Genomic DNA, 26,745 nt, shown 5'->3' on the forward strand with positions numbered 1-26,745 from the left:
GGTGACATTATGCCTGTTGAGACTAATAATAAGCAGATGAAAACGCCGAAAATCCGGCAGGTTGGTGGTAGCTTTCTAATTTTATTGACTCTGTTGTTGTTGCTGAATTTGATAGTTCCGAGTTTGTTTGGAACTCGATGGCAACAAGTTCCTTATAGTGATTTTATTGCTCAAGTAGAAGCTGGTAAGGTAGATAAGGCGGTTGTGGGGAGCGATCGCATCGAATATTCTATCAAAACCCCAACCCCTGAAGGTAAAATCGCTGAAAAGGTATTCACAACCACACCTGTAGCCATTGATTTAGATTTACCGAAAATTCTCCGGGAGAATAAGGTCGAATTTGCCGCATCACCACCAGCCGAAAACGCCTGGATTGGCACGGTATTGAGTTGGGTGGCTCCCCCATTAATTTTCTTTGGGATTTGGGCTTTTTTAATGAATCGTCAAGCTGGGGGACCCGCAGCGTTGACAGTAGGTAAAAGCAAAGCCCGCATTTATTCTGAAGGTAGTACTGGGGTAAAATTCCTGGATGTAGCGGGTGTAGATGAAGCTAAAGCTGAACTCGAAGAAATCGTTGATTTTCTCAAAAATGCGACCAAATACACCAACTTAGGGGCAAAAATTCCCAAGGGTGTATTGTTAGTCGGACCCCCTGGTACTGGTAAAACATTACTAGCAAAAGCGATCGCAGGTGAAGCCAGTGTTCCCTTCTTCAGCATCTCCGGTTCTGAATTTATCGAATTATTCGTTGGTGTCGGTGCTGCGCGAGTCCGCGATTTATTTGAACAAGCCAAACAACAAGCCCCCTGTATCGTCTTTATCGATGAATTAGACGCTTTAGGTAAATCTCGCGGTGGCCCTGGTGGTTTTGTCGGTGGTAACGATGAACGAGAACAAACCCTCAACCAATTACTCACCGAAATGGATGGTTTTGACGCTAACACCGGTGTAATTATCATCGCTGCTACCAACCGTCCCGAAGTACTTGACCCCGCTTTACGTCGTCCTGGTCGTTTTGACCGTCAAATTGTGGTAGATAGACCTGATAAAATTGGTCGAGAAGCAATCCTCAAAGTCCACGCTAGAAATGTCAAACTGGCAGAAGATGTGGATTTAGGGATTATTGCCACTCGCACACCTGGTTTTGCTGGTGCAGATTTAGCCAACTTAGTTAATGAAGCTGCATTATTAGCAGCGAGAAATAATCGTCAAGCAGTACTCATGGCAGATTTCAACGAAGCCATTGAACGTTTAGTTGCAGGTTTAGAAAAACGTTCTCGTGTCTTGAATGAAATCGAGAAAAAAACTGTCGCTTATCACGAAGTTGGTCATGCGATTGTTGGTGCATTAATGCCCGGTGCTGGTAAAGTTGAGAAAATTTCTGTTGTTCCTCGTGGTGTCGGTGCTTTAGGTTATACAATTCAAATGCCAGAAGAAGACCGTTTTTTAATGATAGAAGACGAAATTCGCGGACGCATTGCCACATTATTAGGTGGACGTTCTTCCGAAGAAATTGTCTTTGGTAAAGTCTCTACTGGTGCTGCTGACGATATTCAAAAAGCCACTGATTTAGCAGAGCGAGTGATTACAATTTATGGAATGAGCGATAAACTCGGACCAGTTGCCTTTGAAAAAGTTCAACAGCAATTTATTGAAGGTTACGGCAATCCTCGACGTTCAATTAGTCCCCAAATGACAGAAGAAATTGACCGAGAAGTTAAGCAAATATTGGATAATGCCCATCATATTGCCCTCAGTATTCTCCGATGTAACCGTGACTTACTAGAAGAGATTGCCCAGGAATTATTGCAAAAAGAAATCCTGGAAGGTGTCTATCTACGGGAACGAATCACCCAAGCGAAAGCACCTGCTGACATGGATGAATGGTTGCGGACTGGTAAATTAGATAGTGATAAACCTTTGCTGCAAACACTGTTGGTTTAGAGTTTTTTTAAACGCAGAGTAACACAGAAGTAGCGCAAAGTTTGCGGAGATTTTCTTCTGTGTTTCTTTTCTCATCAAAACTCAACGAGCTAAAAACTTCTTTAACTCTTAGTTCTATTTTTTTTCTAATTTCTGTATTTCTTTCTCTGTCCGTTCGTAGGGTTTTGTTTTTGGTCGCCAAGAGGGAAACAGGTTAAGAGCAAAGTTGTTCATGGCTGTACGAGTCTGAGTACTGGCTTTTCCTAAAGCACCAGGTAACACCTGATCTCCTCCCGCCACAAATAGTAGAAAGCCAATGAGTATCAAAGGCATACATCGTTTCATGTCTAAATTACCTCACAGACGGCACTATCGCAATTAATAGACAAAAAGTGAAAAAGTAGAGACGTTCCATGGAACGTCTTTACAACGGTTCTAGGAAACGCACATTTAATTTTAACGCTATTGTCTAATAAATAACTATCTCACCAGTATGCCCAAGGGTTTAGCTAAATGACAACTCCTCTTTGATGTTAAAATTAGTATCTATGCAGTTATATTGAGTTATTTGCGTATATTGTCTTTAATGAGAATATCAAACTAGACTGTTTTAAATTTTCGATATGACACCAATATTATTAACTTGAAATTTTTAGGGGAATTTCAATCAAAAACTCACAACCTTTACCAGCTTCAGAAACACACTTAATTTGACCACCATGTTTTTCTACAATAATTTGATAGCTCACAGATAAACCCAGCCCAGTACCTTCTCCTGGTTCTTTAGTAGTAAAGAAAGGTTCAAAAATCCGTGATTCCATCCCTTCATCAATACCACAACCATTATCAGCAATACAAATCAAAACAGAATTATTTCCTGTAAGTTTTGTCCTAATCCAAATTTTCGGTTGGTCAGTTAATTTGCCATCTGCCATTGATTTTTCTAATGCCCAAATTGCGTTATTGATAATATTCAGAAACACCTGATTTATCTGGGCTGCATAGCAGAAGATGTTCGGTAAATTACTATATTCTTTAATGACTTGAATGTCCGAAAAATTCGTCTCTGTTTGCAGTAGTCGATTTTGAAGAATTAAAAGTGTACTGTCGATGCCTTCATGTAAATTAATAGGCTTCTTTTCTGCTTGATCAAGGCGAGCAAAAATCCTTAATGAAAGAACCAGTTCACGAATACGGGTAGCCCCACTCATCATAGAATTGAGCATTTTTGGTAAATCATCAGCAATAAAATCTAAATCTAGAGATGCTACTTGCTGTTTAAATTCTGCTGTTAGTTGAGGATAGCTTTCTTGGTAAACACGTATGAATTTTAGTAAATCTTGAGCATAATTATTAACATAAGGTATATTACCATAAATAAAACTAATTGGGTTATTAATTTCATGAGCTACCCCAGCTACTAACTGTCCTAAACCAGCCATTTTTTCACTTTGAATTAACTGGCTTTGAGTTGCCTGTAATTCTTTCAGAGTTTTGGTAATTTCTTCTTTTTGATGTTGTGTGTGTTTCAACAATTCTGCTTGCTGTAAAGCTACACCCAATTGAGAACTAACTTGGGTGAGTAGGTAGACTTCATCTTCTTGCCAATCGCGGGTTTCTGTGTTTTGATAAACTGCTAATAAGCCCCAAATTTTGTGCTTATAAAGGATAGCAATAATTACATAAGCCTTCGCTTGATAGCTTTCTAAAACCTTGATGTAACAGTCACTAAATCCGGCTTGATAAATATCATTACAAACACGATATACTTCACCTTTAGCAAACCGACCACCTCCTGTATCTTGTAGGTATGTATCAGTAGAAGGTTCAATTAAATCTTTTAATTTGCATTCGCTGATGTTGTCTCCTAATTCTGGTCGTTGTAACTGTTCTTCCATGAGAGTAACCCAACCCTCAGTGACAGCCTCGAATACGAATTCACCACTCCAATCTGGATTGAAACGATAAATAGCAACGCGATCGCTATTCAGTAACTTTCTGAGTTCTTCGGTAGTGGTGCGGAAAATGTTTTCTAAGTCCAGAGACTGGCGAATTTTTTCGATGGTTCTAGCTATGGTTTTTTGCCATTCTGCTGCTTTTTCTCTGGCTTTAGCTTGTGCGAGTTGTGCAGATTGCAGTTTCATTTGTTCTATGTAATCTGCTTGCTGTAAGGCAACTCCCAGATGTTCAGCAATTAATTGCACAAATTCAATTTCTGATGCTTCCCATTGCCGAGGTCCACTACACTGATGAATACACAGCAAACCCCATAAATCCTGACATTTCATCAGGGGGACAGCTATATTGGCACGGACTTGGAATTTTTCTAACATTTTCACATGGCAATCACTAGCAACATCTTGATAAATATCCGATATTGCCGTAATTCTCCCTTCCCGATAAAGTTTTGTAAACTCCTGTACAAAGCAGTGGTCATGCATTTTAGTGGCTAAGATGGAAGCTGATTCTGCTCCTACATCTTCATAGATAAATTCGCCTTCCCATTCCAACTCAGGATCAGGATAAAAGCGAAACACCCCAACCCTATCTGTGTTAAGCAACTGACGAACTTCTGTAACTGTAATTTTGAAGATAGTGTTTATGTCTAAAGACTCACGAATGTGGGCAATGACTCTAGACAGAGCTTTTTGTTTTCCACCCACATTATGAGAAAATGCCATATCTAACTGATATTTTTTTTTGGACTTTCGTGGTGTCAGTTTCATGATCAAATATTTTTCTATCCCCTAAAGAAATTTCTATATCATCAAACAATTTTAGATTTTAGACAGGAATGACGCAAAATCTCTTTAAAACCTTCTTTCCTTCTACTCCTGCTATGGATAGGATACCCCTACATCCCCTTTCCAAGAGGGACTTTAATTCCTGTTTCCTTCTCCAGAAAGTCAGTATGTGTCTAAAGTTACAGTTAACCACGTTCAAAACAACTTCTAAGGAATTATTGCTCAGTCTTCTCTAAGGTAACAATAAATATGAGTATATGTGGGGTATATACATATAAATATTGTAGGGACACGATTCTGATCGTATCCCTACAACAAGATTTATTACCGCAGAAAACAGCACTATATGTGCTGAAATAGGATCATCGCCGCTTGACAGTGCTGCGTCTAAGTTCGCGGGCTTCGTCTTCTCGACGACGGCGATCGCGCCAATCTGCTAATGTCAAATAAACGACACCGCCTGTAACTGACACTAACAGCACTACGGCAACCAAAGCTAAAATACTCAAAAATGGACTTTCCACGATTCCTCTATAGTCCGTTGCGTCCCCAAACTACCATTGAAATCGACCAAGTGAACACAACCAAAAGTGATACCCAACCCAGTGTCAAAATCATAGTTCCACTTTTCAAATAATTACAAAACGGCTCTAATATTTATCATACCGGGAAAAGGCAGTTGATTCGTTAATGGACTTGATAGCAGATTTGGCAAAATTATGGAACTAATGGCAGAACGCTTAGAATCGGTAAAAGCGGGAATCATGGGCAGTATATCTCTGGGTTCAGCTTTCCTGATCACTAGTCTTTTCAATGGGTTTGTGCTAACTGAGTATCTTCCGATACTTGTTACTAAGGAATTTAATTTAGAGGTATTAGCTAGTGGTGCGATTGCAGGGTTTTCTGGATTTCTATTTGGTGTCACCTACCGCTATATCATCCGTACCGATACAAATCCCCACTTGAAAACTGGTGGAATTTGGGCTTTTGGTTTGGTGCGAGGATTAACTCAAATAGAAGTGGGCTGGAATTATACTGATACCATTTTGCCTTTTTTGATATTTGCAGGGGAAAGTATATTATGGTTTACCTTTGCCGCTATTATTCTCGACACAGCTATTTTACTAGGTTGGCTCAAACCCTTTTCATAACTTATGAGTAATAATTATTTTCTGATAGTCGATCTTGAAGCTACTTGTTGTAATCAACGGACTATACCGCGTCACGAAATGGAGATTATCGAAATTGGTGCGGTAATGCTGAATAGAAAAACCTGGGAGATTGATTCTGAGTTTCAACAATTTATCCAACCTGTTCGACATCCCCAACTTACAGCTTTCTGTACTGAGTTAACAAGTATTACTCAGCAACAAGTTGAGTCAGCACCTCTATTTACAGAGGTGATTCCCCAGTTTAAAGAATGGATTGATTCATTTCCTAATAATATATTCTGCTCTTGGGGAAATTATGACAAAACGCAATTTCTCCAAGATTGTAAGTTTCATAATATTTCCTATCCTTTCGGTTCTGAACACAGAAATATCAAAAATGAATTTTCTGAATATTTGGGTGTATCTCATAAGTTTGGTATGGCGCAAGCCCTTAAGCATTTAGGCATGGAATTACAAGGTACACATCATAGAGGAATTGATGATGCCCGTAATATTGCGGCTATTTACAGATATATGCAAACTACAAAAATAAGTTAAATTGATTATTTCACATCAGTTACCCGCCAGCTTAGTTTGAGGTTTACCCAGAAATTCCAGATTGTGGCAACTGCGATCGCTATCAAGTTAGCAATATAGCGATTAGGAATGAGGAAATTAAACACTATATTCAATACCATCACGTTTAAAAACAATCCGGCCAAGCAAATCACATTAAACTTCAAAAACCGCTTCAATCTTGGCTTCCAACCTTTTTGTAGCATGGAGACATCCGCAAACGTCCAAGCATCATTCCATAAGAAATTATTGAAAATAGCAATTTCACCAGCAATAATTTTACTGCGTGTTAAGGGTAAAGCGAGGGTGGTTGGATCACTTAATAAGTAAAGCATCACCATATCTACAAATACCCCACTTAGCCCCACTGCACCAAAGCGGAGAAATCGACCCACAGGGAAATTAACTTTTCTCCTAATTTTTCCTATGCGTCCAGTAGATACCCGTAACCGGACTAGGTGATGGATATACTCTAAATATTGCTTCCATGTCACCTTGCTTTCGCCTTCTGTCCGTTCGCGGAAGACATAACCAGCTTCAGCAATTTCACCCACTTTTCCCCGGCCGATCACCTCTAGAAGAATTTTATAACCTACAGGATTAAGTGTGGCATTAGCGATCGCACTCCGCCTAACCATAAAATAACCACTCATCGGATCAGACACTCTTCCCAGCACCCCTGGTAATATAATCAATCCCAACACTTGCGCCCCACGAGACAAAAAGCGCCTAATCACACTCCAACTACTCACACCACCACCATCTACGTGACGACTGGCTAAAGCTAAATCTGCTCCATCTTCTATCTTCCCTAAAAGTTGCGTCAACACCTCTGGTGGATGCTGTAAATCCCCATCAATTACACCTAAAACACGCCCTGTAGCGGCTTGCCACCCACGAATTACTGCCGAAGACAGTCCCCGTTCCTCTTCTCGTCGCATCACCCGCAATTGGGGGTAATCTGGTATCAGTGATTGTGCTACTTCCCAAGTCCGATCTGGGCTATCATCATCCACGACAATCAGTTCATAATTACCAGGGATAGCCTCATCCAGTAAGTGACTTAAAATATTGACTACATTTTCGATATTGTCACGCTCTTTATACGTAGGAATAACTAGAGATAGAAAAATTGGATGATCTACAGCCACATCAACGGGTGGATATTCAGAAATCTTTAATACGCCAGTGGGAACTGCTAACAGAGAGTTCGACGAGTTGGTATTCATAAATTAAAACTTTGATACTTAAGTGTAAGTGTAAAAATCTACTTTTAACTGAAACAGTCTTTCCCCATTGGATACACTATACTTTTTTATACATCTTTTTTATCCTCTTAGCAATTGTGCAGTTCTAATGTGAAGTATTGGAAAAGTTTTTTGCTTCAGTATTTTCATTTAGTTTATCGTAACTTTATATTTAAATACTGCTATTTATGTAATAATACTTATTAAGCATTCATTCCCAGCACATTAAATCATTCGCAGTTAACAACAACCGCTAATAAATTCATCTTAAAAACCTATATTTGATTCTAGAAAGCATGAACAAAATCTCTAGAATTCTTCCTCCTAATTGGCTAGGAGCTTTAATGAGCGTATTATTAATACTAGCCATATTTTTTCGTTGTGTTAATGTTGATAGAAAAGTTTACTGGCATGATGAAGCATACACATCACTAAGAATTTCTGGATATACTAAATCAGAATTAATCAATGAAGTATTTAATGGAAAAGTTTTACCTATTGAAGCATTAAAAAAATTTCAGCGCCTAAATTCTGAAACTGGATTAACAGATACAATTAACTCTTTAGCTGTAGATGATGCTCAACATCCCCCACTTTATTATGGGATGTTGAGATTATGGATGCAAATTTTTGGTAATTCAATTACCAGCGCTAGAAGCCTATCAATTCTCATTAGTTTATTGTCTTTACCTTGCATTTATTGGTTATGTTTAGAATTATTTAAATCACCGATAACTGCATGGATAAGCGTTGCCCTGATAACAGTATCACCCTTTCATGTTTTATATGCCCAAGAAGCACGACAGTTTGCTTTATGGATTTTAACCACATTATTAAGTAGTGCAGTTTTCTTGCGAGCGATCAGGATTGGTAGTAAAAAGAATTGGGGATTTTATGCCTTAACAGTAGCATTAGGATTGTATACATTTTTGTTTTCTGGACTGGTAGTAATTTCCCACGGCATTTATCTATTATTCATAGAAAAATTTAGGTTTACCAAACAATTTAGAGCCTATCTAGTCGCAGCTATTATTGCTTTCATCTCTTTTCTGCCTTGGATTTTAAATATTATTAATAACCTAACTGTAATTGAAAGTTCTACAGCTACTGCACAAATAAGACAATCTTTATCAGTTTTAGTTTCTACCTGTATTAGAAATATCAGCTATTTGTTTGGTGACTTTTGGATATATGAACAATTTATTCCAGATTTAGATTTACCAATTTTGCGATTGGGGAGATTTTTAGTTCCTCTATTTTTAATTTTAACCATATATTCATTCATATTTCTTTGCCGTCGAACCTCACTACAAGTATGGTTATTTGTTTTAATTTTGAGTGGTGTATTTGCCTTAGCTCTCATCTTACCTGATGTGATAATTGGAGGTAAGTTAAGCATTCGTCCTAGATACGTAATTCCCTCTTATATAGGTATTCAATTATCTGTTGCTTATTTGTTGGCAACTCAAATAATTACTTCTAAAGACATAGTTCGCAAATTTTGGAAATCAGTATTAGTTGTTTTAATTTCTGTTGGTATTTTATCCTGTGCAGTTAGTTCTCAGGCAGATGGATGGTGGACTAAAGGTAGAAATACTCATTCGGAAATAGCTCGTATTATCAATCAATCAGCAAATCCACTTTTAATCAGCAGTACCTATTCCCTAAATATTGGTAACTTGATGTCCCTGAGTCATTTACTAAATGAAAAAGTGCAAATACAACTAGTATTAAATTCAAAACCTGTTGTGCCTGAGATTCCTAATGGGTTTAGTGACATATTTTTATATAGTCCCTCACCGGAATTTCAAGCTGAACTAGAGAAAACATATAAATTAGATACTGTTTACAAAGATGGTAAGCTGTCGCACCTGAAGAAAAAATTTAGTAAAACTGCTTAGATTAATATGAAATACCCAAATAGCCTCTCTGCGACTCTGCGTGCAAAAAATAATCTAGGGGCGGACAAACGCCCACCCCTATAAAAATCAGGTAACACCAAAAACAATTACCAAGCCCAAAACAGCCCCAAATACAATCAAGGCATAGAATTGAACCCGACCGCTTTCCAGGTATTTCAACCCTTCTCCACTGACAAGAGTAAAGAAGCCTGTCAAGTTAACAGCACCGTCAACAACGCGGAAATCAACTTCCATCACTTGTCTAGCAACACGACGTAAACCAAGGACAAAGACACGATGATAAATGTCATCAAAGTACCACTTGTTCAAGGATAGTTCGTAAAGAGGCTTGATTTTAGATGCGATCGCAGCGGGGTCAATTTTCCGGGCTAAATACATCAGCACCGCCAAAGTAATACCCACTACAGAAATAGCAATTGAACTACCCGCCATGATGTAAAACTCATGGGGGTCAAATTCAGCCGCTTTTTCCATCACCTCAGCCAAACTTTCGTTAGGAGAATAGATGAACTGCTCAAAATAATTGGCGTAGGGAGTACCCACCAAACCAATCAACATCGAAGGAATTGCCAACACCAACAACGGTAAAGTCATTGTCCAAGGGGACTCATGGGGAGAGGTGCTGTGGTGTCCGTGGGAGTCATGTGCAGCCAATTCTCCTTTTTTCATTGCCCCTGGGCCAAAGTTAGGCGCTAATTCTGCTACACCTAATTTTCCAGCAGCCGCAGCCGCAGCATTTTTGAGTTGGGTTTTGATTTTTTCGTCATTACCCCGGAATTGCCCTTCAAATGTCGAGAAATACATTCTGAACATATAAAAAGCGGTAATCCCGGCAGTTAGCCAACCAATCAACCACAAGAAGGGGTTAGCAGCAAAAGCCGCACCAAGAATTTCATCTTTTGACCAAAAACCAGCAAAAGGAGGAAGCCCGGAAATTGCCACGCAACCAATAAAGAAAGTGATACTAGTTGCGGGCATATACTTCCGTAGTCCGCCCATTAAGCGCATATCCTGCGCCAAAACGGCATCATGACCAACAACGCCTTCCATGCCATGAATTACCGAACCTGAACCCAGGAATAGCATCGCCTTGAAATAGGCGTGGGTCATCAGGTGAAATAATCCAGCAGAGTAAGCGCCTAATCCCATCGCCATTACCATGTAACCGAGTTGGGAAATGGTGGAATAAGCCAGTCCCTTTTTGATGTCGTTTTGGGTAATAGCGATAGTCGCACCTAAAAACGCGGTAAATGCCCCAGTGAAGGCAATCACGTTCATAGCTGCGGGAACGTTTTCAAATACTGGGTACATCCGGGCAATCAGAAACACACCCGCTGCCACCATTGTTGCCGCATGGATGAGGGCAGAAATGGGGGTGGGGCCTTCCATCGCATCTGGTAGCCAGACGTGGAGGGGAAATTGAGCAGATTTAGCAACTGGGCCGAGAAAGACGAGAATTGCTAACACGATGGCGAGGAAATTGCTCACAGAACCGGTTTCTACTAGTTCAGATAAGCGATCGCCCATAATCATGAAATCAAAGCTGCCTGTTGCCCAAAACAGCCCCAGAATTCCCAGGAGTAGACCGAAGTCACCCACCCGGTTAGTGACAAATGCCTTTTGACAAGCATCTGCTGCTGCTTTGCGATCGTACCAAAACCCGACTAGGAGGTAGGAACACATCCCTACCAATTCCCAGAAAATATAAACTTGTACCAGGTTGGGGCTGACCACCAGACCCAACATTGAGGAACCAAATAAGCTGAGATAGGCATAAAACCGCACGTAACCTGGGTCATGCGCCATGTAGCCATCAGTGTAAATCATGACTAAGAAGGCTACTGTTGTCACAATCACCAGCATTAAGGCTGTCAGGTGGTCAATAGTGTAGCCCATTGTCAGGTGAAAACTACCTGCTGCTGCCCACTCAAAGGTACGGAGATAAGGCTCATGTCCTTGAAATTGACTCCACAGCAAGGCCAGCGACAGCCCCATAGCTGCTCCCATCAGGGAGATGATTACCACAGCGTTAAGCTGCCGCAGGCGATTTGTCACCTGATTTAACGAGATTAACCCTAGACCGACCAGCATTGCTCCTAAAAGAGGTAATGCTGGAATCAGCCAGGCATACTGATAGATTACTTCCATCACTGACGCCTACTTTTATAATTCTTGACTAAGTTAGGATAGTGCTGCGGAAGTTTCCTTTGCAGGCAACTGTCCAGGTCGGAACTGTTAATAATTGTGACACACACCCTAGAGGATAAAATACCCCACCTATGAAGCTCTTGGTGGGGTGTTAAGCATGGTTTTAGATTTGGGGACTTTTTGCTAGGGATTGGGGACTTTTTACTAGGTAACTGGTGATTGAGAAAATCAGCTTTGCCACCCTGCTTCTTCTACCTCCAATCAAACTGTGCGGCATTCTAAGTCCGCTGTTTTAGACGTACTGTATGTTTTATTGTTAGTAATGTAACTGAGTTTTATTTCTTCTAAGGCCAGACGTAAATCGTCTCTACTGCGAAAACCTTCTAAGCGCTGGCGGACTATACCTTTTTCAATCAACAGTAAAGTTGGTAGTGATTTAAGTCTATAAGTGGTAGATAGCTTGAAATTTTGGTCGGCGTTAACCCCCACAAGTTTGATTTCGCCGTCGCATTGAGCTTGAAATTGTAGTAACAAAGGGTGGATGATGCGACACAAGCCACACCAAGGAGCCTCAAAATTAACTAACACTGGAATTGGAGATTCTAAAACTTCTTGAGTAAATGTCCGCTCACTGACCGACAACACCATGACGCCTCTTGATTTATAGGGTTTTTATATCAAAGTAACTAGCATTAGCAGGGATTGGCAAGTCAGTCTTTAGGAATAGTAGCGCTTATAATTACAGTATGAATATGTAATAATTCAGCGCTTTTATGGTTGTGCTGACAAAAAAGCCACCGTCAATGTCGCGCTGGCTTTTGTTGATGTTTAACTCCTGATTGCCGTTTCCTCCCCAGGAAATTAACTTGATCAGCAACTACCAAATATAAAATCTCAAACTAACGGAGGAAAATCCCACTGAAAGCTATTTGAATTTATCCTACATTGATTTGGTGGTATTTGATAACCGGGAATTTTTATTAGATTAGTGTTTATTGTGATCTTGGGGATCACTAGAAACTACCACGCTATCCTACTAGTTGCTACGACTAACAAGGGGTGTGACCACCAAAGCAAAGCGACAAAAATGGCAACTCCCAAGTAAGCAGGACGCAGAAATTCTTCCCATTTGAGAGATTGACGACCATCAAAAATTGCTTGAAAGGGAATAATTGAAGTTCGCTGTTTAACCACTTCAAAAGCTTCTCCATAGCGATCGCGCAAACGACGATCTCCATGCCAAACCCCAAAGAGGTGATGTAGCACTAAACCTAGTGATGTGACTAGGGTAAAAGTAGTCCCTAACCACAGGGTATGGGCAACGCACCAAATCACTTGTCCTATCATTTGCGGATGGCGAGTAATCCGCATAATTCCTGTTTCGTAGAGACGAACTTCTGGCTTTTGAATAGCCGCAATTTCTAGTAAATTGAAGGTGGCAGGGTATAAAAATAAAAACGAAATCGCTGATAGCACCCAAACTACTGCTTTCACTCCCGGTATACCTTGCACTTGCCACAGCTGCAAGCCATCATAACGGTGGTTAAAAAAGTAAACAATTAATATTCCTGCTAAGGGTAAGCTAACTAATGCAAATAAAATGCGATACAGTCTTGGTCCGATGTATTTTTCTGCCCAAGGACGAAGGGCTGCGCCTCCGCTGTGAGCGATCGCAAAAGCTAATTGTAGCCCCAGCATGACAAAATAACTGGAGGTGAACCAAGGATTCGGCATCATAGACACAAGTGAAGTAATCTTAAAGAAAACTAAATTCAGTACCACCAATACCACAAAGTATGCACAAGGAGACTTTAGTCAAGAGTCAAGATGTTGTGGTAACGTCTTCTTGGTGTCAAACCTCGAAGTTGAAAGTGCAATACAACTAATACCACTTAGTGTTTAAAAAAGAACTTTATTCAAGATGTTGTGATAATGTCTTGTTTGAATAAAGCCTCTACCTCGAAAATGCAATAAATTATACCCAGCTTATAGCTGTGAAATTTGATTTATTGCCAAATCCGCTCCTTTCAAAGTTTGTGGGTTGAGCCTTATGTCTGACCTTCCTTTCACTTTAGATCAGTTACGCATTCTCAAAGCGATCGCCGCAGAAGGGAGCTTCAAACGCGCCGCTGACAGTCTTTACGTCTCCCAACCAGCAGTCAGTTTGCAAGTACAAAACCTGGAACGCCAACTGGATGTCCCCTTATTTGATCGGGGAGGACGACGCGCCCAATTAACCGAAGCAGGGCATCTACTCCTGAGCTACGGTGAAAAAATCCTCAGTCTGTGTCAAGAAACTTGTCGCGCTATTGAGGATTTACAAAATCTCCAAGGCGGTACTTTAATTGTCGGAGCTTCTCAAACTACCGGCACTTATCTTTTACCGCGCATGATTGGAATGTTTCGACAAAAATATCCAGATGTGGCTGTACAATTACACGTCCACTCTACCCGTCGCACGGCTTGGAGTGTGGCTAATGGACAAGTTGATTTAGCGATCATTGGTGGCGAGATTCCCGGTGAACTGGCAGAATCTTTGGAAATCGTTCCTTACGCTGAAGATGAACTGGCGCTGATTTTACCTACATCCCATCCCTTTGCTAAACTCGAAACCATTCAAAGAGAAGACCTATATAAACTACAATTCATTGCTCTAGACTCCCAATCCACTATCCGCAAAGTCATTGATCAGGTATTAGCACGCTGTGAAATTGATACCAGACGTTTTAAATTTGAAATGGAACTAAATTCCATTGAAGCTATTAAAAACGCTGTGCAATCTGGATTGGGGGCAGCTTTTGTCTCTACTGCTGCGATCGCTAAAGAATTACAAATGGGTGTGCTGCATCGTGTTCCTATTGAAGGAGTTATCGTCAAACGCACTTTGTGGTTGATCGTTAATCCCAATCGCTATCGTTCTAAAGCCGCAGAAGCCTTTAGTCAGGAAATCTTACCCCAATTTGCTACTCCTGGATGGGATGGAGATACGTTAAAATTATCACACAAGGATTTAGCATTAGCTACATTAGATACACTAACACCCAACTCATCCGACGCAGAATAAACATTTTGTCAAAAGTCAATAGTCAGTAGTCAAAAGTAAATATAGCAGGAGTCAGAATTCAGGATCAAACCTGTCTTAGCATGAGTTTCATCATTCATTGATATCCTAATCACCCTGTCCATTGCTGTGGCTAATGACTAATGACTAATGACTAATGGCCAATGAATAAAAACTAACATGGAAGTTTACTGCACTCGTCCACGCTGCCCGCGCCCAAAAAACTACTTTGCCGATTTAGATAATCTGACAACCCTAAAAACAACACAGCAGAAATATTGTACTAGCTGTGGTATGCCACTTTTGTTAGATGGTCGCTATGTTCCAACTAGTTTACTAGGCAGAGGAGGCTTTGGAGCCGCCTTTTTAGCAAGTGATCGTCGAATTCCAGGAATGCGTTTATGTGTAGTTAAACAATTCCAACCGGCAGGTAATTTAACATCAGATCAACTACAATTAGCACAAAATTTATTTGAAAGAGAAGCAGAAGTTTTAGCACAAATAGGTAATGAACACAAACAAATTCCTGACTTATTTGCTTTCTTTCCTGTAGTAATTCAGGGTTTACAACCAGGAACTCAAGACCAGTTTTTTTATTTAGTCCAAGAATATATTGATGGGCAAAACTTAGAAGAAGAATTGGCTCAAAATGGCAATTTTTCTGAAGTCCAAGTACTAGAAATACTCAGAGAAATTCTCCCAGTGCTGACATTTATCCACGATAGAGGCATTATCCACAGAGACATTAAACCCTCTAATATTATGCGTCGTCGAGATGGCACACTATTTTTACTAGATTTTGGTGCAGTTAAGTTAGTCGCTAATGCTCCTTCTGGTGCTGCTGGTTCCACAGGAATTTATTCTATGGGGTTTGCACCACCAGAACAAATGTCAGGAAGTCAAGTATTTCCATCTACAGATTTATATGCTTTAGCTGTTACCCTCATCACTTTAATGACTGGTCAAGAAGCAAATAAACTTTTTGATGCCTACAGCAACCAATGGAAATGGCGTTCTCAAATTAAAGTCAACCCCAGACTTGCTGATATTTTAGACAAAATGCTGCTACCTGCTGCTAGTCAACGCTTTCAGTCAGCCCAGGAAGTACTAGAAGCCCTTTCTCCTCCCTCCGTTCCCCCAACTGCACCACCACAAATACAACCACCCCCATTAATACCACAGCCACCACAAAAACCAGTACCAGTTCAACCAGCCTTTGCTATCTGGGAATTATTGGCAGGAGCGGCTTTTAGCGGTTTTGAAGGGGCATTAATAGCGATCGCACTTTTGAGTTTAGTCAAAAATCCAATCATCACTTTAGCTATTGCTTTTGTGGTTTTGGGCATCCTCATTTTTAGCCAAACTAAACGCTGGCTAGAAAAATATGACTTGTTAATTATTGCGGGCATAAGTTTTGCAATTATATTTTTCTTCCCTTATTTACGGGGAGGTATTGTCCTTCAACAAGTAGTTATTTTAGCGGTTGCTGCTGCTTTAATAAGCATTGCGATGACAGCCATATTTCGACTAATTTATAAATTATTATCTTCAATACTTTAAATGAAGATTATTTAACAACATTAAGAAATTAACTCATGTCTCAAAAAAAAGAAACTCAGGTAATTGTATTATCGCTAATTACTACTATTACTCTAATTTTTGGAGGAATGTGGTTTTTAATGGAACGTTGGGCAAAAATAAACCCAGTTCAGAATAATAACACTTCTACTTCTAGTAATTCCAGTTATAACTTAATTACCCCTAATAATGTACCAACTAATTGTACCTTATCCAACTCACCACAAGGAATATTTAATTACGGTGGAAGTACAACCTGGGCTCCCATCCGTAGAGATGTAGATTCTGTCTTGTTAAGCATTTGTCCTCAATTTACCTTGCGCTACACCCAACCCACTAATGAAAAACCGGGTTCAGGTACAGGAATTAAAATGTTAATAGATAATCAACTGGCTTTTTCTCAATCTTCTCGTTCAATTAAAGCAGAAGAAAATACAGAAGCTCAGAAAAAAGGATTTAGTCTCAAAGAAATTCCTATTGCACTGGATGGAATTGCAATCGCAGTTAATCCCCAACTTAATGTTTCTGGCTTAACCGTTGCTCAACTTAAAGACATTTATACAGGCAAAATTACTAACTGGAAAAATGTTGGTGGACCAAATTTGCTAATTCAACCCGTATCTCGCACCAAGGAGGCCGGTGGAACTGTAGAATTTTTCGTTGACAATGTTCTCAATAAAGAAAACTTTGGTACAAACGTGATTTACAGTCCTACAACCACAGAAGCTATCAGGAAAATAGCCTCTATTCCAGGCGGAATTTACTACGCTTCTGCTCCTGAAGTTGTCCCCCAATGTACCATTAAAACCCTACCAATGGGTCGTACAATTAGCCAATTAATACCGCCATATCAACAACCATATATACCCAGTTCTCAATGTCCTGGTAAGCGTAATCAGTTAAATATTCAGGATTTCCGTAGTGGAGCTTACCCAATAACTCGGAATTTATTTGTAATTGTAAAACAGAATAACCAAACTGATCAACAAGCGGGAGAAGCTTATGCCAATTGGTTAGTAACACCTCAAGGTCAAGAACTAATTGAAAAAGCTGGATTTATCAGAATTAAATAATCTCGATTAAGCTATTATATTATAAGTGATAGCCATATTTATCAGAATAGCTAAATAGCAAATTTAATCCACTACAAATCGGTTATGTCCCAAAAAAATGAAACTAAAGTTTTAGTTATATCTCTGCTATTAACAATTGGTATACTGGGTGGTGGTATTTGGTTTTTTGTGAATAAAGCTGGAGTTAAATTTGACAATGCCAATACTCCTAATCAAACAAATAACAACCAACCAATTAATGAACGGATTAGCTTTGGAGAAAAAAGTTTAACTATTGGCAATATTTTTCCAGCGAAAAAAGATGGGATACAAGCAATAGCTAATAAAAACTATGAAAAAGCAATTGCAGATTTCACAGCCTCGCTAAAAAACAATCGTAACGACCCAGAAGCACTGATATATCAGAATAATGCCCGCATTGGCAACGGCAAAAACTATACTATAGTTACATCTTTACCGATTGGTAATAACCCCAATGCGGCATTAGAGATTTTACGGGGTATGGCTCAATCCCAAAGTGAAATTAATACTGCTGGAGGAATTAAAGGAATACCTTTAAAAATAGGAATCGCCAACGATGAAGATAATCCAGAAATATCCAAACAAATTGCAGCCACTTTAGTCAAAAATTCTGACAATTCAGGAAGGGGTAAAAGTGTTAATGTTAGCCACTAATACCGACACTTTAGACAAAGCACTGCAAGTAGTTCAGGTGAATCAGAAACGTCTGAGTGTTCTGGGAGGTGATGATGTTTATACTGTGATAACTTTAGAAGTTGGTAGAGAACAAGCAACAGGAATGGTAGTAGCAGTTCCCTGGCATATTGATGGTGATTCTAAGTCAGATTTTCCCCAAAAATCCCGGCAGTTATGGGGTGGTGATGTGAGTTGGCGTACTGCCCTAGCATATGATGCTACAAAAGCCTTTATTGCAGCACTAGAAATTAATCCTACTCGGTCTGGAATTCAACAAGCTTTACTTTCGTCAGATTTTTCTGCTACGGGTGCTTCTGGCGCAATTCGCTTTTTGCAATCAGGCGATCGCAATGCCCCTGTCCAACTTGTGAAAATTGTTCCCGGTAATCGTTCCCGCACTGGGTATGATTTTGAGCCTATACGAGACAATTTAAAATAATTCGTAATTTGTAATTCATAATTTGTAATTAAGTTATGTGTTGGGGCTTGATACTTTGACACATAAGTTACTGGGAATTAAATCACCAAACTGTTGTTCAAGAGAAAAAATCATGGAAAAACTAGCTAATCCCCAATATCCAATTCATCAGTTGCTGCAACAACGCTGGAGTCCCTTAGCCTTTGCAGAAAAACAGATAGAAGCAGAAACACTTTATAGTTTGTTAGAAGCGGCGCGTTGGTCTGCTTCTTCCTATAATGAGCAACCTTGGTATTTTATTGTTGCCACTCAGGAAAATCCAGAAGAATTTAGCAAGCTGCTGAGTTGTCTAGTAGAACCAAATCAAGTATGGGCAAAGAATGTTCCTGTTCTCATGATCTCGGTAGCCAAACTTAATTTTGAGAAGAATGGACAACCGAACCGTCATGCTTTTTATGATCTAGGAGGAGCAGTTTGCAGTCTTGTTATTCAAGCAACTTCCTTAGGCTTGTTTGTTCACCAGATGGCAGGATTTGATGCATCTAAAGCGCAGGATTTATATAGCATTCCAGAGGGATATGAAGCAGTAAGTGCGATCGCAATTGGTTATCCAGGCGATCCCCAAACTTTACCTGAACAATACCAACAGCGTGAATTTGCTCCGCGACAACGCAAACCCCAACAGGAATTTGTATTCACAAATACTTGGGGTAAAAATTAAAACCTATGTTCTAGATAGAATTCAGATTGGATCTACCAATCTGAACAAAGTTTTATGAGAATGTTGAAAGATAAATTAATACTTTTAATGAATCTGGCTTTGTATGACTCAAAAAAATGAAACGCTTATTCTCGCCTTATCTCTGTTAACGACAATATCGCTCATAGGTGGCGGTTTTTGGTGGTTTACCAGAAAGTCAAATGTTGATCTAGATCAAATTATTAGCTCTCAGTCAAGCAATTCTAGCTCTAGTAATCAAAATCAAACCCAGAATACATCAGAAGACTCTCAAGGTGCAACATTTACTGCCGTCCAGAATGTCCCTACAGGATTATTCAACTACGGTGGTAGTACTTCTTGGGCCCCAATTCGACTGGCAATAGATCCAGTACTTCAAGCAGCAAGACCAGAGTTCCGGCTACGTTATGTACAACCCAGTAACGCGACCCCAGGTTCTGGTACAGGGATACAGTCATTAATTGATGGTCAACTAACTTTTGCTCAGTCCTCACGACCGATTTTAGACCAAGAGTTAAATCGCGCCCAGCAGCGTGGATTCAAACTCAGTCAAATTCCTGTAGCTATTGATGGGTTAGCTGTAGCCGTGAACCCTAATCTGAATATCTCAGGATTGACTATAGACCAACTTAAATCTATCTACACAGGCAAGATCAATAATTGGAACCAGGTCGGTGGTCCCAATTTGTCAATCAAGCCGTATTCTCGTCGTATCAGTGATGGCGGTACAGTTGAACTTTTTGTCCAAGACATTTTGGGTGGTCAAGCTTTCAGTCCCCAAGTAGAGTTTATCTCTACGACCACCCAAGCCCTAAAAAAGGTGGCTGATAGTCCTGGTGGCATCTATTACGCTTCTGCCCCAGAGGTTGTTCCTCAATGTTCCATTAAACCCTTGCCTTTGGGGCTAATGCCAGGGCAATATATTGCTCCCTATCAAGAACCATTTGTTCTCCCTAATGAGTGTCCTGATAAACGGAACCAATTGAACATCAAGGCTTTTCAATCAGGAAAATACCCGATTACCCGAAATCTGTTTGTGGTGGTCAAACAGACTGGTCAAACTGAGGAGCAAGCAGGTGTTGCTTATGCTAACTTACTGCTAACAGAGCAGGGACAGGAACTAATTACCCAAGCTGGGTTTGTTAAAATCCGCTGACTCCTGCTTTTGATGGCTTCAACAATGGCAAATACCAAACTTACACGCTTCCAAAGTGGCTTCTAAGTGCGCCTTAGTTGGTTCTGTTAATCGACTCTGCTGGTAGGCAAATCAAATTATCCCCTTGGGTGAGGATTAGTCCGCGTTGACGCAATTTACCCATTAAGCGGGTGACAGTGACGCGCGTTGAACCAATAGCGCTGCCAATTTGAGCATGGGTGAGTGGGAAAGGTAGGCAATAACCGCGAATTACATCGGGATCGGTTTCGCTCATCGCCGGTTCTCCATATTCCTCAATTAACAAGGTGAGAAATCCTAGAAGCCGGTCAATTGTGCGCCTTTGTCCCAAGGCACTTAACCACAAAAGCTTACGCTGGTGTTGATACCTAAAGGCATCCATGACTTCACGACGGAAATGAGGCCAGTTATCTAAATCATGCCAGTACATCCATAGCACCGCAGTTTGGTCAACGTGGGCGTAAGACTGGAGTGTGAATGGTGACTGAGCAACAATTTCAAAAGGTTGCCCTGCTCCCACAAAACCCAAAAAAGCTTCTTCTGGAGTTCTATTGATGCGTCGTGATGTTAGCTGACTGGCAGTGGCACTAACTTGGGCGGTTCCTACCATTCGGATCGCACCTCTCTGGACTAAATATAGCAATCCGGGTCTGGCTGGAATGCGCTCATCTTTGCTGAAAGTGCGGCAGCGGTAGTGTTCTTGAGCCCAATCAAGAATTCGTTGCCAAGTTAAGAAAGGCCGTGATGCCTCGGAAAAGGAGGATTGAGATTGCATAGGTAACAAAGAGCGTTCGGCTGAAGACAAAGACTAAATAAAAAGGTGCAAGGAGTGTCTTTGTGTTAACAGGGTAGGCTTAACGCCTAACAGCGTCAGCTATCCAAAGTGTAGAAAGTCAATTTACTCTCTACTCTTTTGTTATACTTCTTACTGTACAATGAGGGTAGTAAAGTTTACTAATCATTCATCAATTATTCATCAAATTTTATCCTATTCTCATTTTTCTTTACCTAGACTAAACTTCTATCTAAAGGTGGATGGAACAGGATAAAATGGTGATAACTGAAAAAGTTCCCCAAACAACTACGTGCATCATTGGCTACTTTTTAAGAAGTATACCTCAATTAAACATTTAGTATATATCCATTTAGTGAAATTTCTAAGTGTTTATACTAAGCATGAAGAAATTCTAGGCAGAGGAAAGGGAAAATTTCCTCTATATCAAGGTGGAGATAGTGAAAAATTTTTATATATTTCTAGCGTAGCTATAAAATTTTCTCTATCTGATAATTTAAAAGCGATGCTTATTGCCCAGCAACTTGCTAGTTATTTGTCGGCAAATTGCAGTAAAATTTTTAGCGTTAAAATCATTCCCCCTGGTTTAATTCATATAGAACTAACTTATCCTACTTTAGCTGCTTGGTTACATAGTCTGACGACTGGGGACTGGGAAGAGGAAAGGGAGCAGGGAGCAGGGAGCAAGGGTGAAAATACCTCTCCCCTGCACCCCGCACTCTGCCTCTCTGCTTCTTCTGCCTCCTCCCTTCTGGGAAATAGAAGTAAACTATTATTTCCAATTCAATATGCTCATGCACGGTGTTGTTCGTTATTACGATTAGCTCACCGAGAAGGATTGATTCAACTTGTAGATAATCGGGTTGATGTTGGGGGTGTCTTGTCTGCACAGGCTATACCCTGGTTAAATTCTGATCAAAAACTATGTCTTCATCAACCAGATGAGGTTTATCTTATTCATAATTTGATAAAAGTAGTAGACGATTTGGTATTCCCTGATTCTCAAAGTTCTGTTAACTGGGAAAAAGCAGCACTAAAATTGAGCCAAGCTTTTGAAAATTTCTGGTGTAATTGTCGGATTTGGGGTGATGTGAAAATTAATTCCTTGGAGTTAGCTCAAGCTAGACTGGGATTGTTGATAGCTACTCAGTTGGTTTTAAGGTCTGTGTTAGAAACAAAATTGAGGGTTTTTGCACCTCTAGAGTTATGATTTTGCCTTTTCTACTTCATAAATTTTAGTTACAGCTATTGACTCAATGCTTCTCCTCCGCTATATTATCAGGTGTGTGAGGAGCGAACCAGCAAAGACACCGAGACGAAACACGGCCAGTCGTCGGTGTCTTTTCTGATGTTTATGAGTAGTGATGGAGCAAATTTTGCTAGGAAAGCAAAAACTTTTCTATAGCGATCGCACTTCCGTGATTTTCTACGCTTGGTGCTACCCAATTAGCGATCGCTTGCACTGGATCTGGAGCGCTACCCATAGCTACACCAATACCTGCATATTCAAGCATTTCCACATCATTAAAATTATCCCCAATCGTCATCACATTGTCTCTTTCTAGTCCTAGCAGTTCTTCTGCGAGGTAACGGACAGCTGTTCCTTTATTCACAAATGGATTAGCTGCTTCTAAGAAAGTAGCCACAGATGTAGTCATATATAGTTCTGCGGGTGTGTATTGAAGACGTAAATTACCCAAAAGTTCTTGAATTAAATTTTCGTCGTCACACAAAGCTAAAACTTTGGTAGGTTCATCACTCAAAACTTGACGCAAATCACCTACAGGAATAGGATTGACACCGCAACGTTCCGCATAAAGTTCAGTCTCTGTAGTCATTTCCCTCACATAGAGTTGGTCATTGATATAAAAATGGACAGAAAGAAGTGAGCGTAATTGCGGCTGTTCAAAGTAGTCTAGTAATTGCTGGGTAATTTCTCTGGGAACAGCTAAATGACGATGAATTTTTTTGTTCTTTGGGTCTTGAATCCAAGCTCCTTGATACGCTACAAGCGGTAAAGTAGATTTAATGTCTTGATGAAACCGCAAAGCTGAACAGTACATCCTACCAGTGGCTATGGCTACATGAATACCTTTTGCTTGTACTTTTGCGATCGCATCCTTGACAGTTTCACTCACCTGGTTATCGTGACCTGCGATCGTACCATCTATATCTAATACCAGTAGTTTAATATCTTTTCCAACTTGAGCTAGATTGCTAGTTGATGATAAATCAGTAGTAGATGCTTTATGCATAAATTCCCCAGCATTGAACTTCCAGTTAGAGATTAACAGGCGATCGCACTAGTTAAAATAGGTATGTCCCAACATTCGGTTAATCAGTTGATTTCAGATTCCCCAACCAGTCCCACCATCATCCTCGTAGATGGACATTCATTAGCTTATCGTTCCTATTTCGCTTTTGCTAAAGGTAAAAATGGAGGACTACGCACAAAAGCGGGAATTCCTACCAGCATTTGTTTTGGCTTTCTTAAATGCTTGCTGGAAGTAATGACAACACAACAGCCACAAGCAATGGCCGTAGCTTTTGACTTAAGTTTACCAACCTTCCGCCATGAAGCTGACGAAACTTATAAAGCCGGACGTGCAGAAACACCAGAAGACTTTATTCCTGACTTAGCAAACCTAAAAGAATTGCTAAATAGCTTAAATTTACCAGTTTTAACTGCCCCCGGTTACGAAGCAGATGACGTTTTGGGAACCTTAGCACAAAAAGCTGCTGTGGCTGGATATCGGGTGCAAATTCTTTCGGGTGATAAGGATTTATTTCAACTGATTGATGCTGACAAAGGGATTACAGTTTTAAATTTTAGTCCAGATGCATTAAAACGTTCTGCAAATAGCATCACTGAATTTAGAGCAGAACAAGTTAAAGAAAAATTAGGCATATTACCCACACAAATTGTTGATTACAAAGCACTTTGCGGTGATCCATCAGATAATATTCCTGGGGTCAAAGGAATTGGCGAAAAAACTGCGGTAAAACTTCTAAATACTTATAATTCCCTTGATAATGTTTATGCAGCATTAGAACAACTTCAAGGTACAATTAAACAAAAATTAATTGCAGGAAAAGAGAATGCAGAAAAATCACGATTTTTAGCGCAAATAGTTGTTGATGTCCCCATAGAAGTTGACTTAGAAGATTGTAAATTAACAGGATTTGATAGCAGCATCATCACCCCTATTTTAGAAAAATTAGAATTTAATAATTTTTTAGATAAAATCAACGAATTGCAACTTAAATTTGGTGGTAAAGTTGTAGAAAAAAAGACATCTGAATCAATTAATAATGAAGATGATGATTTGTCTTTCTTCAGTGCTGCGGAAACAGCAGAGGCTAAAAAACAATCTGCTTCGCCAATTCAACCACAAATCATTAATACAGAAGCTAAATTAATTGAATTAGTAAACCTATTAAAAACATTCACTAATCCAGAAATACCCGTCAGTTGGGATACAGAAACCACTGCATTAGAACCAAGAGACGCAGATTTAGTGGGAATTGGTTGTTGTTGGGCAACAGAACCTGATGCAGTAGCTTATATTCCTTTAAATCATAAAATTGGTAATAATTTAAATCAAGATTTGGTATTAGACACATTGCGTCCAATTTTGGAAAGTGCTGATTATCCTAAATCTTTACAAAATGCTAAATTTGACCGTTTAATTCTGCGGTGTCAGGGAATTAATTTAGCAGGAGTGGTGTTTGATACCATGCTGGCTAGTTATTTGATCAATCCAGATAGTAGTCATAATTTAACTGACTTATCACAACGATATTTAGGATTAACTGCAACAAGTTATTCAGATTTAGTTCCCAAAGGTAAAACAATTGCTGATATAGATATTCCGGCTGTTGCTGATTATTGCGGAATGGATGTTTATGGAACATTTGGGTTAGTACCAAAACTGCGAGAAGAATTAGAAAAAACTCCGGCTTTAAATAAACTATTGCAAGAAGTAGAACAACCGCTAGAAGAAGTTTTAGCGGAAATGGAATATACAGGAGTGAAAATTAATTCAGATTATCTGCAAGAACTTTCTCAGCAGTTAGAAACAGAATTAGCAAAATTAGAAATAACAGCAACTGAAATTGCCGGAGAAAAATTTAATTTAGGTTCTCCCAAACAAATGAGCCACATTTTATTTGAAAAATTGGGATTAAGTACCAAATATTCCCGCAAGATTCAAACAGGTTATTCTACAGACGCAGCGACTTTAGAAAAACTCCAAGAAGTTGATGAAACTGGTTTTGTGGATGCGATTCAGGAATATCGGACTTTATCAAAATTAAAATCTACCTATGTGGATGCTTTACCAGTATTAGTTCATCCCAAGAGTCAACGCTTACATACAGATTTTAACCAAGCTGCAACTTCAACGGGTAGGTTATCTTCTTCTAATCCAAATTTGCAAAATATTCCTATTCGTACCGCTTTTAGTCGTCAAATTCGCAAGGCGTTTTTACCTGAATCAGGTTGGTTGATGGTAGCTGCTGATTATTCACAAATTGAATTAAGAATTTTGGCTCATTTGAGTCAAGAAGAAATTTTAGTAAAAGCATATCAACAAAATGAAGATATTCACACTGTCACAGCAAAATTAGTTTTTGAAAAAGAAGAAATAACATCAGAAGAACGGCGTTTTGCTAAAACAATTAATTTCGGTGTAATTTATGGAATGGGTTCTCTAAAATTTGCACGTTCAACAGGTGTAGATAAGAATGTTGCCAATGAATTTATTAAGCGATTTAATGAAAGATATCCTAAGGTGTTTGCATATTTAGAGCAAGTTAAAAAACAAGCTATTTCTCAAGGTTATGTAGAAACAATTTTGGGGAGACGGCGTTATTTTGATTTTACTAGTAATAGTTTACGTGAGTTGAAAAATAGGAATATAGAAGATATTGATTTGAGTAAATTAAAGAATTTAGGCGCTTATGATGCGGGGTTATTACGCTCTGCTGCTAATGCACCAATTCAAGGTTCTAGTGCTGATATTATCAAAATTGCCATGGCACAATTACATAAAGTTTTAAAACAATATCAAGCACGGTTGTTGTTACAAGTTCACGATGAATTAGTGTTTGAAGTTCCTCCACAAGAGTGGGAAGAATTGCAACCACAAATTAAATCGCTGATGGAAAATGCTGTTTCTTTAAGTGTGCCTTTGGTAGTTGATGTGCATGCAGGTGATAACTGGATGGAAACAAAGTAATACAATCGCGTAGTTACATTGTATAAGCAAAAATAAATATGTAGCGGCGCTAGAGCATATTCATTAATCGTATCTTTGAGATGAATTTTATGATAGCAGAAAAACTACATAAATATTACACAGAAGATTACACATTTTTTATACCATTTTAAAAAATTTACTTTAAACTAGCCTAATGGGTATGAGGTGAGCTAGTAGCAATAAAAGCTGTTTGTTAATGTGTCTAGGACTTATGCACTATAGAAATTGGACATAATTATGA

At 39.5% G+C, this 26,745-nt stretch carries 23 protein-coding genes; 13 read left to right on the plus strand and 10 right to left on the minus strand.

Annotation, left to right across the window (positions count from 1 at the left end; translation table 11 throughout):
* Positions 1 to 9: 9 nt before the first annotated feature.
* Positions 10 to 1,944, plus strand: a complete 1,935-nt coding sequence (gene ftsH / locus ACOWPH_RS07730; protein ID WP_015214840.1) for an ATP-dependent zinc metalloprotease FtsH — start codon at positions 10 to 12, stop codon at positions 1,942 to 1,944.
* Positions 1,945 to 2,058: 114 nt separating this feature from the next.
* Here ftsH and ACOWPH_RS07735 read toward each other — a convergent pair whose 3' ends face one another.
* The 4 genes from ACOWPH_RS07735 to petN all read right to left on the minus strand — a co-directional run bounded on the left by ACOWPH_RS07735 (position 2,059) and on the right by petN (position 5,285).
* Positions 2,059 to 2,268 (minus strand): hypothetical protein, encoded by a 210-nt coding sequence (locus ACOWPH_RS07735; RefSeq protein ID WP_015214841.1) that lies wholly within the window; start codon positions 2,266 to 2,268, stop codon positions 2,059 to 2,061.
* A gap of 293 nt (positions 2,269 to 2,561) precedes the next feature.
* Complete coding sequence (locus ACOWPH_RS07740; RefSeq protein WP_015214842.1) at positions 2,562 to 4,649, minus strand: GAF domain-containing sensor histidine kinase; 2,088 nt, start codon at positions 4,647 to 4,649, stop codon at positions 2,562 to 2,564.
* Positions 4,650 to 5,029: 380 nt separating this feature from the next.
* Positions 5,030 to 5,191, minus strand: a complete 162-nt coding sequence (locus ACOWPH_RS07745) for a hypothetical protein (RefSeq protein WP_085930368.1) — start codon at positions 5,189 to 5,191, stop codon at positions 5,030 to 5,032.
* Between the two features lie 7 nt (positions 5,192 to 5,198).
* A complete protein-coding gene (gene petN, locus ACOWPH_RS07750; protein WP_013189847.1) occupies positions 5,199 to 5,285 on the minus strand; it encodes a cytochrome b6-f complex subunit PetN in 87 nt (28 codons plus the stop codon).
* 101 nt (positions 5,286 to 5,386) lie between these two features.
* On the opposite strand from petN, the gene ACOWPH_RS07755 reads away from it, so the two are divergent.
* Together ACOWPH_RS07755 and ACOWPH_RS07760 are read left to right on the plus strand one after the other, a co-directional pair.
* Positions 5,387 to 5,818 carry a hypothetical protein gene (locus ACOWPH_RS07755; protein WP_015214843.1) on the plus strand — a complete coding sequence of 144 codons (432 nt, stop codon included), beginning with the start codon at positions 5,387 to 5,389 and terminating at the stop codon, positions 5,816 to 5,818.
* Positions 5,819 to 5,821: 3 nt separating this feature from the next.
* Positions 5,822 to 6,376: a 3'-5' exonuclease gene (locus ACOWPH_RS07760; RefSeq protein ID WP_015214844.1), complete on the plus strand. Its 555-nt coding sequence runs from the start codon at positions 5,822 to 5,824 to the stop codon at positions 6,374 to 6,376.
* A 5-nt stretch (positions 6,377 to 6,381) separates the two neighbouring features.
* On the opposite strand, the gene ACOWPH_RS07765 is transcribed toward ACOWPH_RS07760, so the two are convergent.
* Positions 6,382 to 7,623: a glycosyltransferase gene (locus ACOWPH_RS07765; protein ID WP_015214845.1), complete on the minus strand. Its 1,242-nt coding sequence runs from the start codon at positions 7,621 to 7,623 to the stop codon at positions 6,382 to 6,384.
* Positions 7,624 to 7,937: 314 nt separating this feature from the next.
* On the opposite strand from ACOWPH_RS07765, the gene ACOWPH_RS07770 reads away from it, so the two are divergent.
* On the plus strand, positions 7,938 to 9,542 hold the full coding sequence (locus ACOWPH_RS07770) for a glycosyltransferase family 39 protein (RefSeq protein WP_015214846.1): 1,605 nt from the start codon (positions 7,938 to 7,940) through the stop codon (positions 9,540 to 9,542).
* An 87-nt stretch (positions 9,543 to 9,629) separates the two neighbouring features.
* Here the strand turns inward: ACOWPH_RS07770 and ACOWPH_RS07775 are convergent, their stop codons facing one another.
* The 3 genes from ACOWPH_RS07775 to ACOWPH_RS07785 all read right to left on the minus strand — a co-directional run bounded on the left by ACOWPH_RS07775 (position 9,630) and on the right by ACOWPH_RS07785 (position 13,448).
* Positions 9,630 to 11,711, minus strand: a complete 2,082-nt coding sequence (locus tag ACOWPH_RS07775) for an NAD(P)H-quinone oxidoreductase subunit 5 (protein ID WP_015214847.1) — start codon at positions 11,709 to 11,711, stop codon at positions 9,630 to 9,632.
* A gap of 261 nt (positions 11,712 to 11,972) precedes the next feature.
* Positions 11,973 to 12,359, minus strand: a complete 387-nt coding sequence (locus ACOWPH_RS07780) for a thioredoxin family protein (protein WP_015214848.1) — start codon at positions 12,357 to 12,359, stop codon at positions 11,973 to 11,975.
* 372 nt (positions 12,360 to 12,731) lie between these two features.
* Positions 12,732 to 13,448, minus strand: a complete 717-nt coding sequence (locus tag ACOWPH_RS07785) for an NnrU family protein (protein WP_015214849.1) — start codon at positions 13,446 to 13,448, stop codon at positions 12,732 to 12,734.
* A 313-nt stretch (positions 13,449 to 13,761) separates the two neighbouring features.
* Between ACOWPH_RS07785 and ACOWPH_RS07790 the strand changes: the two genes are divergently transcribed.
* From ACOWPH_RS07790 to ACOWPH_RS07820, 7 genes are all read left to right on the plus strand, one after another.
* Positions 13,762 to 14,775, plus strand: coding sequence for a LysR family transcriptional regulator (locus ACOWPH_RS07790; protein ID WP_015214850.1), 1,014 nt, complete (start codon positions 13,762 to 13,764; stop codon positions 14,773 to 14,775).
* A 177-nt stretch (positions 14,776 to 14,952) separates the two neighbouring features.
* Positions 14,953 to 16,332: a serine/threonine-protein kinase gene (locus ACOWPH_RS07795; RefSeq protein WP_015214851.1), complete on the plus strand. Its 1,380-nt coding sequence runs from the start codon at positions 14,953 to 14,955 to the stop codon at positions 16,330 to 16,332.
* A 35-nt stretch (positions 16,333 to 16,367) separates the two neighbouring features.
* Positions 16,368 to 17,423 (plus strand): PstS family phosphate ABC transporter substrate-binding protein, encoded by a 1,056-nt coding sequence (locus ACOWPH_RS07800; protein WP_015214852.1) that lies wholly within the window; start codon positions 16,368 to 16,370, stop codon positions 17,421 to 17,423.
* An 84-nt stretch (positions 17,424 to 17,507) separates the two neighbouring features.
* Positions 17,508 to 18,098 (plus strand): ABC transporter substrate-binding protein, encoded by a 591-nt coding sequence (locus ACOWPH_RS07805; RefSeq protein ID WP_311381497.1) that lies wholly within the window; start codon positions 17,508 to 17,510, stop codon positions 18,096 to 18,098.
* Positions 18,085 to 18,558: an ABC transporter substrate-binding protein gene (locus tag ACOWPH_RS07810; RefSeq protein ID WP_311381496.1), complete on the plus strand. Its 474-nt coding sequence runs from the start codon at positions 18,085 to 18,087 to the stop codon at positions 18,556 to 18,558. The genes ACOWPH_RS07805 and ACOWPH_RS07810 overlap by 14 nt, the downstream gene beginning before the upstream one ends.
* A gap of 112 nt (positions 18,559 to 18,670) precedes the next feature.
* Positions 18,671 to 19,258 (plus strand): nitroreductase family protein, encoded by a 588-nt coding sequence (locus ACOWPH_RS07815; protein WP_015214853.1) that lies wholly within the window; start codon positions 18,671 to 18,673, stop codon positions 19,256 to 19,258.
* Between the two features lie 103 nt (positions 19,259 to 19,361).
* Entirely contained in the window at positions 19,362 to 20,432 is a 1,071-nt protein-coding gene (locus ACOWPH_RS07820; RefSeq protein WP_015214854.1) for a PstS family phosphate ABC transporter substrate-binding protein, read from the plus strand.
* Between the two features lie 73 nt (positions 20,433 to 20,505).
* Here the strand turns inward: ACOWPH_RS07820 and ACOWPH_RS07825 are convergent, their stop codons facing one another.
* On the minus strand, positions 20,506 to 21,225 hold the full coding sequence (locus ACOWPH_RS07825; protein ID WP_013189801.1) for a Crp/Fnr family transcriptional regulator: 720 nt from the start codon (positions 21,223 to 21,225) through the stop codon (positions 20,506 to 20,508).
* A gap of 310 nt (positions 21,226 to 21,535) precedes the next feature.
* Between ACOWPH_RS07825 and ACOWPH_RS07830 the strand changes: the two genes are divergently transcribed.
* Complete coding sequence (locus ACOWPH_RS07830) at positions 21,536 to 22,453, plus strand: DALR anticodon-binding domain-containing protein (protein WP_015214855.1); 918 nt, start codon at positions 21,536 to 21,538, stop codon at positions 22,451 to 22,453.
* A 169-nt stretch (positions 22,454 to 22,622) separates the two neighbouring features.
* Here ACOWPH_RS07830 and ACOWPH_RS07835 read toward each other — a convergent pair whose 3' ends face one another.
* Positions 22,623 to 23,498 carry a Cof-type HAD-IIB family hydrolase gene (locus tag ACOWPH_RS07835; RefSeq protein ID WP_015214856.1) on the minus strand — a complete coding sequence of 292 codons (876 nt, stop codon included), beginning with the start codon at positions 23,496 to 23,498 and terminating at the stop codon, positions 22,623 to 22,625.
* A gap of 63 nt (positions 23,499 to 23,561) precedes the next feature.
* Between ACOWPH_RS07835 and polA the strand changes: the two genes are divergently transcribed.
* Complete coding sequence (gene polA / locus ACOWPH_RS07840; protein ID WP_015214857.1) at positions 23,562 to 26,483, plus strand: DNA polymerase I; 2,922 nt, start codon at positions 23,562 to 23,564, stop codon at positions 26,481 to 26,483.
* Positions 26,484 to 26,745 lie beyond the last annotated feature (262 nt).

This window comes from Anabaena sp. PCC 7938, from assembly GCF_049315035.1.
In the GTDB taxonomy this organism is placed as follows: domain Bacteria; phylum Cyanobacteriota; class Cyanobacteriia; order Cyanobacteriales; family Nostocaceae; genus Anabaena; species Anabaena cylindrica.